Below are 14,273 nucleotides of genomic sequence, written 5' to 3'. Positions count from 1 at the left end.
AAGGCTCAGCTCTTGTCGGCGCCGCTGGTCAGGCCCTCGGTGAGGAGGCGTTCGGCGGCGAAGAACAGAAGTACCACGGGGATCGTCAGCACCACGGACCCGGCCATCAGGACGGTCTTCGGCACCTCGATGCCGTTGGAGAGCTGGGCCAGGCCGAGCGAGACGGTCCACTTGTCGGGATCGGCCGCGAGGAACAGCAGGGCGAAGAGGAACTCGTTCCACGCGATCATGAAGACGTAGAGACCCGTCGCCATCAGGGACGGCAGCGCGAGCGGCAGGATCACCTTGCGGACCGTCTGCAGCCGGGAGCACCCGTCGAGCATCGCCGCCTCCTCGATGGAGTACGGGATGGTCACCAGGTAGTTCTTCAGCATGTAGATCGACACCGGCACGGTCTGGGCGACGTAGACGACGGCGAGGCCGACCAGGCTGGAGGACAGTCCCATCTTCGCGAAGACGACGAACAGCGGGACGGCCAGCAGCGTCGCCGGGAACAGGTAGACGGCCAGGAAGAGCGCGCTGACCTGGCGGTGGCCGAAGAACTTCAGCCGGCTCACGGCGTACGCGCCGGGCACGGCGGCCACCAGGGTCAGCACCACCGTGCCGAGCGACACCAGCGCGGAGTTGAGCAGGAACTTCAGGAAGCCCTGCCCGCCGGAGTCGGCGGAGCGCAGCACGTCGCGGTAGGTGGAGACGGTGAAGTCCTTGGCCGAGAGCCACAGGGATCCCGGGTCGAGCAGCAGTGCGTCGATGGGCTTCAGCGACAGCAGCACCATGTAGTAGAAGGGCAGCAGGGTGATCACCGCGAGGAACGCGATGACGACCCAGCGCAGGACGCCGAAGAACCTCTCCTCGAACTGGGCGCGGGTCATCACGAATCCTCCTGGACCTTGTTGCCGAAGAACTTGAAGTAGAAGCCCAGCAGGATCATGAGCGAGACGGCCAGGACGAGGGCCTGGGCGGCGGCGGCCCCCACGTCGTAGCGGGCGGTGAGGAAGTCGTAGACGCGCACGGCCGCGACGTCGGTGCCCGCGCCGCCTCCGGTGAGCAGGTAGACGTCGTCGAACTTGTTGAAGGTCATGATGAACCGCAGGACGCACAGCAGCGCGATGACCGGCATCAGCTGGGGGAGCAGGATGTGCCGGAACCGCTGGGTGGGAGTGGCACCGTCGACGAGCGCGGCCTCCTCCAGACCGTCGGGCACCGCCTGCAGCCGGGCGAGGATGAACAGGAAGGCGAAGGGGAAGTAGCGCCAGCACTCGAAGGCGATGACGGTCAGCAGGGCTAGCGGGATGTCGAAGTGCAGCCCGAGCAGGTGCACTTCGTACTCGCGGGTGGACAGGAACGCGATCGGGTCGTCCCAGCCGAACAGGCGACGGCCCCAGTCGTTGACGACGCCGTACTGCGGGCTGAGCGCGACCTCCCAGACGAAGGCCACGGCGACGACGGGCGCGACGTACGGCAGCAGCATCGCCGCGCGCAGCAGTCCGCGGCCCCGGAACGGCTTGCGCAGCGCGAGCGCGGCGATCAGGCCGAGGACGACGGAGCCGAGCGTGGACCCGGCAGTGTAGAGCAGGGTGGTGCCGAGGCTGGACCAGAAGCCGGCCGAGTCGAAGACCTGGGAGAAGTTGTCCAGGGACCAGTTGCCGAACAGGCCCATGCCCTGGATGTCGACCAGCTTGGCGTCCTGGAACGCCAGCAGCACGGTCCACGCGATGGGCAGCACGACCACCACGAGGACGACGAGGAAGGTGGGGGAGACGAACGCGAGTCCCGCGCGGTTCGCGCGCCGGGCGGCGCTCAGCGGGCGTCGGCCCGAGGGGGCGGGCCGGTCCGTCGGCCGGGGGCTGGAATCCGGGCGCTCGGGTGCGCCGGCTGGGGCTGTAGTCATGAGGGGACCTTCGTGACGTGCAGGCGGGCGGCTACTGCAGGGACTTCTTCAGGGCGGCGACCTCGTCGTCGGCTTCGCGTGCCGCCTCGGACGGCGAACTCTGGCCGCTGGTCATGGCGCCGATGGCCTTCGGGACGGGCAGTTCGCCGTTGGTGGCGCCGACGAGGGCTCCCTCGCCCTGGGTGATCCCCCAGCGCCGCATGTTGCTGACGCCGTCGGCGAGCTGGTTCAGCAGGCTCGGGGGGAAGACCTCGTCGAGGGGCTTACGGGTGTCGACACCGATGTCGCTGTGCCGCCAGGCGTCGAGATAGCGGCCGGGGTCGGCGGCGGTGCCGGTACGGACGGGGATCTTGCCCTCGGGTGCCATGCCGAACCAGGACTCGTAGCCGGTGCCCATCATGTACTCGATGAACTCGCGGGACGCCGCCGTCTCGGCCGTCTTGGTGGTCACCCATGAGGTGATCTCGCCGAACTGGGCCGCCTCCTTGCCGTCGGGGCCCTTCATCGCGGTCACGATGCCGCTGTTGTCCGACAGGTACCGCGGGTCCTTCTTGCACTCGGGGCAGCTCGGCAGGGCGTCCTCACGCAGGCCGGCCAGTTCGTCCAGCAGGAACGAGGACCAGATGATCATGGAAGACCGGCCCGCGAAGTAGGTCGCGCGGGTGGAGTCCACGGTCTGGGTTCCCGCGGCGCCGTAGACGCGGGCCAGCTGGTCGTAGGTGCGGAACGCGCTCTCGCACTGCGGGGAGTCGAGGGCGACCTCGCTCCGGTCGTCGACGAGTTGGCAGTCGTTGGCGAGCGCCACGCTCTCGAAGCTCTGGGAGGTGAAGACGTCGCCGGGATCGGTGGCCGCCGAGACGCCGTCGTGACCCTCGGTGGTCAGGGCCTTGGCCGCGGCCAGTGCCTTTCCGTAGGTGTCGGGGGCCGCGAGCTCCTTCTGCTCGAACCGGTCCTTGCGGTAGACCAGCAGCTGGAGCCAGGCGTCGGACGGCACGCCGAGGCTGGTGGCGCCGTCGGAGGTCAGCTCCAGTGCGTTGGCGTTGAAGGTGTCGCGCCCGAGTTCGCCCACGATCCGCTCGGGGATGTCGGTGTTCAGCAGGCCGTTGGTGTACATCTGCCAGACCTGGCCCATCGGCGCCGCGCCGATCACGTCGGGCAGCGTGCCCGAGGCCGCCGCCGACATGATCAGCTGAGGCATCTGGCCCTCGTCGACCCCGACGAGATGGACCTTGATGCCGGTCTTCTTCTCGAATCCGTCGATCACCTTCCGCGTCGCGGCGACGCGGTCAGGGAGGTTCTCCTGGGACCAGACCGTGATCTCACGGTCCGGTGTGCCGGGTCCGGTGCTGCCGGCACAGCCCGACAGCAGCCCCGTCCCCAGGGCTGCCGTGACGCCGACCGCGGTCATCCTCGACCGCAGGGTCCTGGTGCGCATTGCGTGTCCTCGTTCCGGCTTACGTCTACTAGCCACGCATCACAGCACCAGTTTTGCGTGTTGACAAGACATAAGTTGCAGATATTGTCGACGCAACCGCATCAGCAACCCTCCGGAGCCCTCCGTGTCATCCGTGGAACGCGTCGTCCAGTTCACCGGCCCCCGCCAGGTCGAGGTCGCCGAACACGTCCGAGCCGAACTGCCGCCCGGCCATCTGCGAGTCCGCACCCGGTACTCCGGCATCTCGGCCGGCACCGAGCTCACCGCCTACCGCGGCACCAACCCGTACCTGACGCGCACCTGGGACCCCGAGGCGCGGCTGTTCCGCGAGGGCGCGCCCGGCATCGAGTACCCGGTGGCCGGCTGGGGCTACTCGGAGGTCGGCGAGGTCGTCGAGGTCTCCCCGGAGCTGTCCGGCACCCCGGACCTGCCGGCCGTCGGCGACCTGGTGTGGGGCATCTGGGGCCACCGCAGCGAGGGCGTCGTCCCCGCCGAGCGCATGATCGGCCACACCCTGCCGACGGGCCTGGAGCCCCTGGCCGGTGCCTTCGCCCGGGTCGGCGCCATCGCGTACAACGCCGTCCTGGCCGGCGACATCCACCTCGGCGAGGACGTCGCCGTCTTCGGGCAGGGCGTCATCGGCCTGCTCACCACCCGCCTCGCCCAGCTCAGCGGCGCCCGCGTCACCGCCGTCGACGCCCTCGACGGCCGCCTGGAGACCGCCAAGCGCTACGGCGCCCAGCACACCCTCAACGCCCGCACCGACGCCGTCGCCGAACGGATCCGCGAGGCCACCGCCGGCCTCGGCGCCGACCTCGCCATCGAGATCAGCGGCGCCTACCCGGCCCTGCACGAGGCCCTGCGCTCGGTCGCCGCCGGCGGCCGGGTGGTCGCCTCCGGCTTCTACCAGGGCGACGGCATCGGCCTGCGCCTCGGCGACGAGTTCCACCACAACCGCGTCCAGCTGATCTGTTCCCAGATCGGCGGCGTCCCCCCGCAGCTGTCGAACCGCTGGTCCGTCGAGCGCCTCCAGCAGACCTTCCTGCGCCTGGTCGCCGAGGGCCAGGTGGACGTCGCCTCGCTCGTGAGCCACGTGATCCCGGCCGCCGACGCCGCCGACGCCTACGTACTGCTGGACGAGCGCCCCGCCGAGGCGCTGCAGGTCGTCCTGGAATTCTGACAGTCCCGAAAGGTCCCCACCCCCATGCTCAAGACCGCCGTCCAGGAACAACTCCTGCCCGGAGACACCCTCCAGGCCAAGTGGGACTTCGCCCAGCAGTCCGGCTACGACGCCATCGAACTGCGCGGCAAGGGCGACCTCCACTTCGCCTCCCGCCTCGACGAACTCAAGCAGGCCGCCAAGGACGGCGTCGTCATGCCGACCGTCTGCGTCGACATGCTGCACTTCCTCGGCGCCTTCGACGAGGACCTGCGGCGCGACGCCGTCGCCCAGATGAAGTCCCAGCTCACCGTCATCGCCGAGATCGGCGGAGTGGGCGCCCAGACCCCCGCCTCGTACGGCATGTTCTCCCGCCGGCTGCCGCCCTTCGAACCCCCGCGCACCGAGGAGGAGGACCGCGAGGTGCTCCTCGCCGGGCTCACCGAACTGGGCGAGCACGCCCGCAAGGAGGGCGTCACGCTCTTCCTGGAGCCGCTCAACCGCTACGAGGACCACATGGTCAACCGGCTCGACCAGGCCGCCGACCTGATCCGCGCGACCGGCCTGGACTCGATCCGGATCGGCATCGACAGCTACCACATGAACATCGAGGAGACCGACCCCGCCGCCGCGATCCTCGCCCACGCCGACGTCATCGGCCACGCCCAGGTCTCGGACTCCAACCGCTTCCAGCCCGGCGCCGGACACCTCGACTGGCCCGCCTGGCTCGGCGCCCTGCACACCATCGGCTACGACGGCCACCTGGCCCTGGAGTGCCGCCTGACCGGCGACCCCGTCGAGGCCGTCCGCTCCGTTCCCGGCTTCCTCAAGAGGTCCGGCGCGTGAAATCACTCGTCGACCTTCCGGTCCGGCCCGCGCCCACCGCGCCCGCAGACCACCTGACACTGCGGCGCGGTGCGGCGCGGGTCCTCATCGACAACTGGACCGGCGCCTCCACCGTCCCCTCCCGCACCCTGTACCCCCACCAGTGGAGCTGGGACTCCGCCTTCGTCGCCATCGGCCTGCGCCACCTCTCCGTGCGCCGCGCCCAGCGGGAGCTGGAGTCCCTGCTGGCGGGTCAGTGGGCCGACGGGCGTGTGCCCCACATCGTCTTCAACCCCGCCCTGCCGCACGACGCCTACTTCCCGAGCCCCGACTTCTGGCAGTCCTCGCGGGCCGGCCGGACGGCGGGCGCACCCTCGGCTCCCGAGACCTCCGGCATCGTCCAGCCCCCGGTGCACGCCCTGGCCGCCTGGCTCGTGCACCGGGCCGATCCCGAGGAGTCCCGGCGCCGCGGATTCCTCGCCCGGGTCCGGCCACGGCTCGCGGCCTGGCACGACTACCTCCTCACCCGCCGCGACCTCGGCGGCGGGGGACTGGCCGCCGTCGTCCACCCGTGGGAACCGGGCATGGACAACAGCCCCTGCTGGGACAGCGCCCTGGAGCGCGTCGAACCGGCGCCGCCCCACGCCTTCCGGCGCGCCGACCTCACCCACGGCCACCCCGCCGACCGGCCCACCGACCTGGACTACGGCCGCTACGTGAGGCTGGCGACCGACTACCGCGCAGCGGGCTACGACGACCGCGGCCTCGCGCACCGGTTCGCCCTCGAAGACCCCTGCTTCAACGCCCTGCTGGTCGTCAGCGAGCTGGCCCTGGCCGCCATCGCCCGGGAACTGGGCGCGACCGGCGAACCGCACACCGCACGGGCAGCGCGGCTCACCCGGCGGATGGTCGCCCGGCTGTGGGACGAGGACACGGGCCTGTTCCGCGCGCGCGACCTGCACACCGACACCCTGGTCGACGAGCGCAGCGTCTCGGGGCTGATCCCGCTCGTCGTCCCGCACCTGCCCCAGGACGTCGTCCGGCGTCTGCACACGGCGCTCGACGGCCCGCACTTCGACGCCCCGGCCACCCGACTGGTCCCCAGCTACGACCTGACCGGCCACGCCTTCGACCCCACGCGGTACTGGCGCGGCCCGGCCTGGTTCAACACCGCCTGGCTGATCCAGCGCGGACTGCGCACCCACGGCCTCCAGGAGAGCGCCGAACGTCTGAAGGACGGCTTCCTCACGGCGGCAGGACGTTCCGGGTTCGCCGAGTACGTCGACCCCTGCACAGGCGCGGCCCGCGGGACCCGGCAGTTCTCCTGGACCGCCGCGCTCACGCTCGACCTGCTGTGCGCCGACCCGAAGGAACCCATGCCATGACCGTGGCCGACCACCGCGTCCAACTGGTGCGCGACGCCACCTTCGTACGCCTCGCCGCCGACGGGGAGATCAGCGGCACCCGCGGCTCCGCCCCCGACGGACTGTTCGCCCGCGACGCCCGTCACCTCAGCCGCTGGCAGCTCACCGTCGACGGCGGCCGCCCCCTCGCCCTGGTGCCGGCCACGGCGGAGACGGACGACACGGCCGGCTGCGTCCTGACCCCGGAGGGCACGCGGGACGACCCGCCCGCCTACACCGTCTTCCGTCGGCAGAGCGTCGGTGCCGGCACGTTCACCGAACACCTGCGCCTGGTCAGCAACCGCCCCGACCCCGTGACGGCCCGCGTCGCCCTCACCGTCGACGCCGACTTCGCCGACCTGTTCGAACTGCGCGCCGACGACCGCCACTACGCCAAGCCCGGCGCGGAACACGAGGTCCACGACACGGCCGACGGACTGCGCTTCGACTACCGGCGATCCGACTGGCACGCCGCCACCGACGTCACCTGCCGCCCCGCCCCGGACCCGGCCGGCACCACGGCCCCGGAACCGCGGGGCACCGCACGGACGCTGACCTGGCGCCTGCACCTCGCGGCGCACGGACAGGCCGACCTGCGCCTGACCGTCCACGCCCGTCCCCACGGCCGCCCGCTCACCGCCCCCGCCGCACGGCGGCCGCACAGGCACGACCCCACGGCGGTGGACGGCACGGACGACCTGACGCGCGCCTGCGAGCGCGGCCTCGCCGACGTCGACCTGCTGACCATCCCGGTCACCGGCGTGGACGGCGAGGAGGTGCGCATACCCGCCGCCGGCATCCCCTGGTTCCTCACCCTGTTCGGCCGGGACTCCCTGCTGACGTCCTACTTCCTGCTCCCGTACCGGCCCGCGACGGCGGCCGCCGTACTGAGCGCGCTCGCCGCCACGCAGGGGCAGCGCCACGACGCCTTCAGCGGTGAGCAGCCGGGCCGCATCGTCCACGAGACCCGGCACGGAGAACTCGCCCACTTCCGGCAGGTCCCGTACGGCCGGTACTACGGGGCCGTCGACGCCACGCCCCTGTTCCTGGTGCTGCTCCACGCCCACTACGAGACCGTCGGCGACGCCGGTCCGGCGAAGCGCCTGGAGCGGCACGCACGGCAGGCCGTGGACTGGATGCTCACCGACGGCGGTCTGGGGGAGCACGGCTACCTCGTCTACACCCCGGACCCGGGCGGACTGGTCAACCAGAACTGGAAGGACTCCGCGGGCGCCGTCTGCTTCCGCGACGGCACCCAGGCGCAGGGCCCCGTCGCGGTGTCGGAGGCACAGGGCTACGCCTACGACGCCCTCGTGCGCACGGCCGAACTCGCCCACGCGGTCTGGCGGGACGAGCCGTACGCCCGGCGCCTGCGCGAGACCGCCGACCGGTTGCGCGACCGGTTCCTCACGGACTTCTGGATGCCGGAGGCCGACTTCCCCGCCCTCGCGCTGGACGGAGCGGGCCGCCAGGTAGACGCCCTGGCGTCGGACGCCGGACACCTGCTGTGGTCGGGCATCCTCGACGAGGACCGCGCCCGCCGGGTGGGCCGGAGGCTGCTGGAGCCCGACTTCTTCTCGGGCTGGGCGATCCGGACCCTGGCGGCCGGACAGCGGCCCTACCACCCGTTGTCCTATCACCGGGGCAGCGCATGGCCGCACGACAACGCCGTCATCGCCCTCGGACTGGCCCGCCACGGTCTCGCCGCCGAGGTGCGCACTGTCGCCGAGGGCCTCGTCGCGGCGGCGGCCCACCACGGTCACCGGCTGCCCGAGGTCATCGCCGGGTACGACCGCGCGGCGACCGCCGGACCCGTCCCGTACCAGCACGCGTGCTCACCGCAGGCCTGGGCCGCCGCCACGCCGCTGGCCCTGCGGACGGCGCTGCAGCAGATCTGAGCGGCCGGGGCGCGGGACTGCTGCTCCCGCGCCCCACAGCCGCCCCGCGCCCTCACCGGGCGGCGAACAGCTCCCCGGCGTGCTCCAGCGCGAACCGGGCCACCCGCCTGCCCAGCGCGATGCCGGCCTCGTCGGCCGACCTGGTGTGGATGCCGGAGAGGATCCGCGCCTCCACGTTCTCGTCCGACAGCCGCTTCCAGTCGGTGTACGTGCGGGTGACCCCGGGCGCGGTGGGACTGGTCAGTTCGAACGGCGCGGTGCGCGGACCGAAGAACGCCGTGAGCACGGACTCCGCCGCCCCCGAGTAGGTGTTGTGCCCGCTCGGGTGGTCGGGGTGCGCGGGCGTGGTGTGCAGCGGCGTCCAGCCCGGGTCCGGGTCGATGGTCCCGGTGCGGATCGCCGTGACCGGACGCCACCGCTCGTAGGCGTACTTGCCGTCGGACGTGGCGATCTGCGTGTCCACCAGGGCCACGTGGAACAGGGCGACCTGCCGTGCCTGTTCGGCGATCCCATGGGGTGAGCGGGAGAGCGCCACCCGCAGCGGCTCGGTGTACAGGGTGAGGGAGGAGCCCAGCCAGAAGGCGGCCGTCTCCGTCTGGTGCGGGCTGCGCGCCTTGCTGTCCACGGCGCCGTAGGCACGCACCTCCGCCAGGTCCGCGGCATAGCGGTCGGAGTCCAGGGCGGGCGGCGGCCCCGGTCTGAACTGGTCGGGCCTCCTGAGCAGGAAGGGCACGGCGAGGCGGTTGCCGTACTGGGTCGCCGGGGCGTACGCCGGCGGTGTCGGCTGCCAGATGCCGGGCCGGGGGGCCGGGACGGGGTACGGGGCGTTGACCGAGGCGGGGTCGAGCCCGTCGCTCCGGCGCGAGCCGAGGACGTGCGCGGCCTCCCGCCGTCCCGCCGCGACGCCGAGGCCCCGGGCCTCGCCGCCCGGGATGCGGTCGATGCTCTGTTGGAACGTCGCGTCGAGCTGCTCGGCCCGGGCGGGGACCAGGTCCACCAGCGCGTGGTGCACGGCCGAGACGAGCGCGGCCTCCTGGTAGGCGGCACGGTCGACGCCTCGCGGGACGTCGCGGGCGGCACGGGCCGCCGCCAGCCAACCGATCGCCCAGGTACGGCTGTTGGTGACCTGCGTGGCGGCTCCGGCCGCCGCGATGGCCTCCGCCGTGGCGTCGTACCAGGTGAGCACCGCCGAGCGGCGGTCGGCGGCGACGGCCCGCGGTACGGCGACGGACGCCGACAGCAGGGCCGCCGCGCCGAGGGCGACGAACCCCCGGCGGGAGGGACGGGGTCCGGACACGGTCACGCGATCTCCTTCGACGGGACGGGGGCGGCGGCGGGACGCGGCAGCCCGTAGTGCTCGCGGAGCGTGGAGCCGGTGTAGGCGGTGCGGAACAGGCCGCGCGCCCGCAGGATCGGCACCACGTGCTCGGCGAAGAGGTCGAACCCACCGGTGAGCCAGGGCGGCATGATGTTGAATCCGTCGGCCGCTCCGTGCTCGAACCACTCCTGGATCTCGTCGGCGATCTGCTCGGGGGTGCCGGCCACCACGCGGTGGCCGCGGGCGCCCGCGAGGCGGTGCAGGAGCCCGCGGACCGTGGGCTGTTCGCGGTCGATGATGTCCAGGACGAGCTGGAAGCGGCTGCCGTTGCCGCGCTCGCCCCGCGTCTCGATGAGGGCCCGCGGCACCGGGCCGTCGAGCTCCTCCTCGCTCAGCTCCAGGCCCAGCAGCCGCTGGAGCAGCTGGAGCGAGTACGCGGGCTGGGTGAGTTCGTCGAACTCCTCGTGCAGCGCGCGTGCCTCCGCCTCGGTCGAGCCGATGAAGGGGCTGATGCCGGGCAGGACGATCACCTGGTGCGGATCCCGGCCGAGCGCCGCGGCCCGCGCCTTGACGTCGGCGTAGAACTCCTGGCCGCTGCGCAGCGTCTGGTGCGCCGTGAACACGGCCTCGGCGTACGCCGCCGCGAAGGCACGGCCGTCCTCGGAGGACCCGGCCTGTACGTAGACCGGGCGGCCCTGCGGGGAGCGGGGCAGGTTCAGAGGTCCGCGCACCTTCAGATGGCGGCCGGCGTGGTCGATCTCGTGGATGCGGTCGGTGTCGGCGAACAGCCCGGACTTCTGGTCGGCGACCAGCGCCTCGTCCTCCCAGCTGTCCCACAGCTTCGTCACGACGTCCACGAACTCCCGGGCCCGGTCGTACCGTTCGGCGTGCACCGGGTGCTCGTCGAGGCCGAAGTTGGCGGCGGCCTGCGGAGCCCCCGTCGTCACGATGTTCCAGCCAGCACGTCCCCGGCTGAGATGATCCAGCGAGGCGAAGAGACGGGCCAGGTTGTACGGCTCGGTGTAGGTGGTCGACGCGGTGGCGATCAGTCCGATGCGCTCGGTGGCGGCGGCGACGGCCGACAGCCAGGTGAACGGCTCCAGGCGGAACCGGCTGGCGTAGCGCACGTTGTCGGCCAGCGACGGGCCGTCCGCGAAGAACACGGCGTCGAACGCGGCCCGTTCGGCCCTGCGGGCGAGATCCTGGTAGAACCCGATGTCCAGGAGCCGGCCGGGATCCGTGCCGTGGTAGCGCCAGGCGGCCTCGTGGTGACCGCCCGGGTAGACGAACAGGTTCAGGTGCAGCTTCCGGGCGCTCATGCCGCGTTGTCCTCCTCGACGAGATCCACTCCGAGCCTGGCGAGCAGCCGGCCGCGCAGGGCCGCGTACTCGGCGCTGCCGCCCCGGCGCGGAGCCGGGAGGTCCACGGGCAGGTCGGCGGCGATCCGGCCCCGGTCCAGCACCACGACCCGGTCCGCGAGCGCGATGGCCTCGTCCACGTCGTGGGTGACGAGGAGCACGGCGGGCCGGTGCCGCTCGCACAGACGGCGCAACAGCGCGTGCATCCTGATCCGGGTGAGCGCGTCCAGCGCACCGAACGGCTCGTCGGCGAGCAGCAGTTGTGGCTCCCGCACGAGGGAACGGGCCAGGGACACGCGCTGCTGCTCGCCCCCGGACAGCTCGACGGGCCAGGCGCGCTCACGGCCGGCGAGTCCGACCTCGGCGAGGGCCGCCGTGCCGCGCTCCCGCGCCGAGGGGCCGTCCAGACCCAGGACCACGTTGTCCAGCAGTCGCTTCCAGGGCAGCAGCCGCGCGTCCTGGAAGACGACGGACACGTGGTCCGGAGCCGTGAGCTCGCCGCCGCCCGCCACCTCGTGGTCGAGCCGGGCCAGCGCCCGCAGCAGCGTGCTCTTGCCGGACCCGCTGCGCCCGAGCAGGGCGACGAACTCGCCCGGCGCGATGGACAGGTCCAGCCCGTCCAGCACCCGGCGCTCGCCGAAGGAGCGCACCAGGTTCTCGATCCGGACCGTCGCGTGCCCCTCGGTCTTCGTCAGCCCGCCAGTGTGCGTCGCCATGTCAGGGTCCTCCTCTCCACGAGTCGTACGAGGGCGTCGGAGACGAGGCCGAGCAGGCCGTACACGACGAGGCCGACGATGATCACGTCGGTCTGCCCGTACGTCCGCGCGAGCTCCATCATGTAGCCGATGCCGCTGGTGGCGTTGACCTGCTCCACCACGACCAGCGCGAGCCACGCGGCGGTCACCGCGAAGCGCATGCCGAGTAGGAAGCCGGGCAGAGCGCCGGGGAGCACGACGTGCCGGACGAAGGCGAGCCGGCCGAGGCGCACGGTCTCGGCGAGTTCGGCGTAGCGGTTGTCGATGGTGCGCAGCCCGTTGTGCGTGTGGATGTACACCGGTACGAAGACACCGAGAGCGATCGTGATGACCTTCATCGTCTCGCCGATGCCGAACCAGAGGATCAGCAGCGGTATCAGCGCCAGCGAGGGGATGGCCCGCTTGATCTGCACGGGACCGTCGATCACCGCCTCACCGAGCCGGCTCAGGCCGGAGACCAGCGCGAGCAGCAGACCCGCCGCTACGCCGAACAGCAGTCCGAGCAGGGCGCGTTGGCCGGAGGTGGCCAGGTGCGACTGCAGCTTGCCGCTGTCGATCAGGTCCGCGGCGGTGCCGGCGATGGTCCACGGCGCGGGCAGGCTGCGCGCGTCGACCAGGCCCAGGCCGGAGCCCGCCGCCCAGAGCGCGAGCAGCAGCAGCGGGCCGATCGCCCAGCCGTACGGCACGGGCCGGCCGGGACCGAGCCTCTTGCGGCCGGCGCGGCGCGGGCGGACCGCGGCCGCCGGGGCGCCGACCGCCGGCGGCGCCTGTTCGTCGAGGGTGGTGGTGCTCATGATGACGTCCCTTCGCCGGCGATGGCCGCGGCGGCCACCGGTTCGTAGCGGCGGTCGAAGAGAAGGTCCGCTTCGAAGGGTTCGCGGTCCTGCTCCTTCGCCAGCAGGTCGATGGTCTGCTGCTGACGGCGGATGGCGTCGGTCCAGTCCGCGGGAATGTCCGGATGGCCGACCCGCCGGACCAGATATTCGCCGTCCTCGCGGCTGAGTCCCTGGTCCTCGACGTAATAGCCCGCCACCCATTCCTTCGGGTGCTTGTCGATCCAGATCTGCGCCCTCGCCCAGAACTTGATGAGTTCCCTGATCGCGGCGGATTTCTGGGCGTCGCCGACCGACTCGGTCAGTGCCCACAGGTGAGCGGGGTCGTCCCGGAGGCCGTGTTTGATGGTCGTGCCGCCCTCCTTGCCGTACTTCGTCAGATAGCGCTTGATATTGACGTCCGCGATCGGGGCGGCGTCGACCTGGCGGTTGCCGAGTGCCGTGGGATAGACGTCTCCGGTGCTGGCGAGTTCGACGAGTTCGACATCCTGCTGCGTGAGACCGGCCTTGTCCAGGATGCGCAGCACCAGCGCGCCCTGGGCCTGCCCCGGACTGTAGGCGATCTTCTTTCCGCGCAGGTCCGCCGGCGAGCGGATGCCGGCGCCGGGAGCGATGCCGAGTTCGTAGATCGGGTTCTTCAACGGATCCTTGCGGAACTTCGCCGCCACGAGTTTCGTGTCGAGCCCCGTCCAGTGCGCGTTGATCGACGGGATCTCGGCGGCCGAGCAGACGTCGAGGGCGTCGGCCCGGAAAGCCTCCGAGCACTGAGGGCCGCCGCTGATGTTGGCCCACTTCACCTTGAAGGGCAGCTTGTCGATCTGTCCCGACAGTTCGAGTGCGACCTTGAGGTCCGGTGCGCCGACGGTGAGGGTGGTGTCGCGGGAGACCGTGGCCGGGATCTTCTCGGCGGAGACGTCCTTGCTGCTCGCGGTGGACTGCGCCGGGTCCACACAGGAGGTCAGAACCAACGAGGCGGTCAACGCGGCCGCCGGGAAGGTCAGACGCCGGAATCCGGATATGCGTGTGCGGGAGGTCATTACGGCCTTCACAGTGAGAGACTTCGCCAAGAGGGAATGCGCCCCGGAGAAAAGGGCAGGGTGCCGGACGAGGCGACACGGAAACGGGGCTGGACGGGCAGTGGAGCGGTGGATTTCAGCGACACACCGCGGTGGCGACGCGCATCAGATCGATGGCTCGCCTCTTTCGGAACTGCCGGGTCTCGGGCATGCCGTGGACGCTATCCACGCGTCAATAGCCGGTCAAGGCGGGGAAGTCGGCCGGACGGCAAGTGCAATGACACCTTCGTAGCCGCGCCATGTTTCCGCAACAAAGCAAACCGGGCGGAAAAAAATTGCGGCCTCGGCTCGACACCTCGGCCGCCGGCTCATGGCGTGATCT

12 protein-coding genes are annotated in these 14,273 nt (G+C 71.7%); 4 read left to right on the top strand and 8 right to left on the bottom strand.

The features are described 5' to 3' along the window. Positions 1 to 5 precede the first annotated feature (5 nt). From IE260_RS20235 to IE260_RS20225, 3 genes are read right to left on the bottom strand one after another with little or no spacing between them, the layout of a single operon-like run. On the bottom strand, positions 6 to 872 hold the full coding sequence (locus IE260_RS20235; protein WP_189873824.1) for a carbohydrate ABC transporter permease: 867 nt from the start codon (positions 870 to 872) through the stop codon (positions 6 to 8). After that, positions 872 to 1,891, bottom strand: coding sequence for a carbohydrate ABC transporter permease (locus IE260_RS20230; RefSeq protein ID WP_189873822.1), 1,020 nt, complete (start codon positions 1,889 to 1,891; stop codon positions 872 to 874). The genes IE260_RS20235 and IE260_RS20230 overlap by 1 nt, the downstream gene beginning before the upstream one ends. A gap of 31 nt (positions 1,892 to 1,922) precedes the next feature. Beyond that, positions 1,923 to 3,326: an ABC transporter substrate-binding protein gene (locus IE260_RS20225; protein ID WP_189873820.1), complete on the bottom strand. Its 1,404-nt coding sequence runs from the start codon at positions 3,324 to 3,326 to the stop codon at positions 1,923 to 1,925. A gap of 133 nt (positions 3,327 to 3,459) precedes the next feature. On the opposite strand from IE260_RS20225, the gene IE260_RS20220 reads away from it, so the two are divergent. The 4 genes from IE260_RS20220 to IE260_RS20205 are packed head-to-tail and all read left to right on the top strand — an operon-like array spanning position 3,460 to position 8,611. Beyond that, a complete protein-coding gene (locus tag IE260_RS20220; protein ID WP_189874148.1) occupies positions 3,460 to 4,506 on the top strand; it encodes a zinc-dependent alcohol dehydrogenase in 1,047 nt (348 codons plus the stop codon). Between the two features lie 24 nt (positions 4,507 to 4,530). After that, on the top strand, positions 4,531 to 5,331 hold the full coding sequence (locus IE260_RS20215) for a sugar phosphate isomerase/epimerase family protein (RefSeq protein ID WP_189873818.1): 801 nt from the start codon (positions 4,531 to 4,533) through the stop codon (positions 5,329 to 5,331). Then, complete coding sequence (locus IE260_RS20210; RefSeq protein WP_189873816.1) at positions 5,328 to 6,695, top strand: MGH1-like glycoside hydrolase domain-containing protein; 1,368 nt, start codon at positions 5,328 to 5,330, stop codon at positions 6,693 to 6,695. Before IE260_RS20215 ends, IE260_RS20210 begins: the two co-directional genes overlap by 4 nt. Then, entirely contained in the window at positions 6,692 to 8,611 is a 1,920-nt protein-coding gene (locus tag IE260_RS20205) for an amylo-alpha-1,6-glucosidase (protein WP_189873814.1), read from the top strand. The genes IE260_RS20210 and IE260_RS20205 overlap by 4 nt, the downstream gene beginning before the upstream one ends. Before the next feature lie 52 nt (positions 8,612 to 8,663). Here IE260_RS20205 and IE260_RS20200 read toward each other — a convergent pair whose 3' ends face one another. The 5 genes from IE260_RS20200 to IE260_RS20180 are packed head-to-tail and all read right to left on the bottom strand — an operon-like array spanning position 8,664 to position 13,912. Next, the gene (locus IE260_RS20200; protein ID WP_189873812.1) at positions 8,664 to 9,914 is read right to left on the bottom strand and encodes a vanadium-dependent haloperoxidase; all 1,251 of its coding nucleotides are present in this window, start codon (positions 9,912 to 9,914) and stop codon (positions 8,664 to 8,666) included. After that, positions 9,911 to 11,248, bottom strand: a complete 1,338-nt coding sequence (locus tag IE260_RS20195) for an LLM class flavin-dependent oxidoreductase (RefSeq protein WP_189873810.1) — start codon at positions 11,246 to 11,248, stop codon at positions 9,911 to 9,913. Before IE260_RS20195 ends, IE260_RS20200 begins: the two co-directional genes overlap by 4 nt. Beyond that, entirely contained in the window at positions 11,245 to 12,003 is a 759-nt protein-coding gene (locus tag IE260_RS20190) for an ABC transporter ATP-binding protein (protein WP_189873808.1), read from the bottom strand. Before IE260_RS20190 ends, IE260_RS20195 begins: the two co-directional genes overlap by 4 nt. Next, positions 11,979 to 12,836, bottom strand: a complete 858-nt coding sequence (locus IE260_RS20185; protein WP_189873806.1) for an ABC transporter permease — start codon at positions 12,834 to 12,836, stop codon at positions 11,979 to 11,981. Before IE260_RS20185 ends, IE260_RS20190 begins: the two co-directional genes overlap by 25 nt. Next, positions 12,833 to 13,912 (bottom strand): ABC transporter substrate-binding protein, encoded by a 1,080-nt coding sequence (locus IE260_RS20180; protein ID WP_189873804.1) that lies wholly within the window; start codon positions 13,910 to 13,912, stop codon positions 12,833 to 12,835. Before IE260_RS20180 ends, IE260_RS20185 begins: the two co-directional genes overlap by 4 nt. Between the last annotated feature and the right edge of the window lie 361 nt (positions 13,913 to 14,273).

The sequence above is a fragment of the Streptomyces viridiviolaceus genome (assembly GCF_014650995.1).
In the GTDB taxonomy this organism is placed as follows: Bacteria; Actinomycetota; Actinomycetes; order Streptomycetales; family Streptomycetaceae; genus Streptomyces; species Streptomyces viridiviolaceus.
The sequence above is the reverse complement of the archived record's forward strand: the minus strand, read 5'-3'. Positions and strand labels throughout refer to the sequence as shown.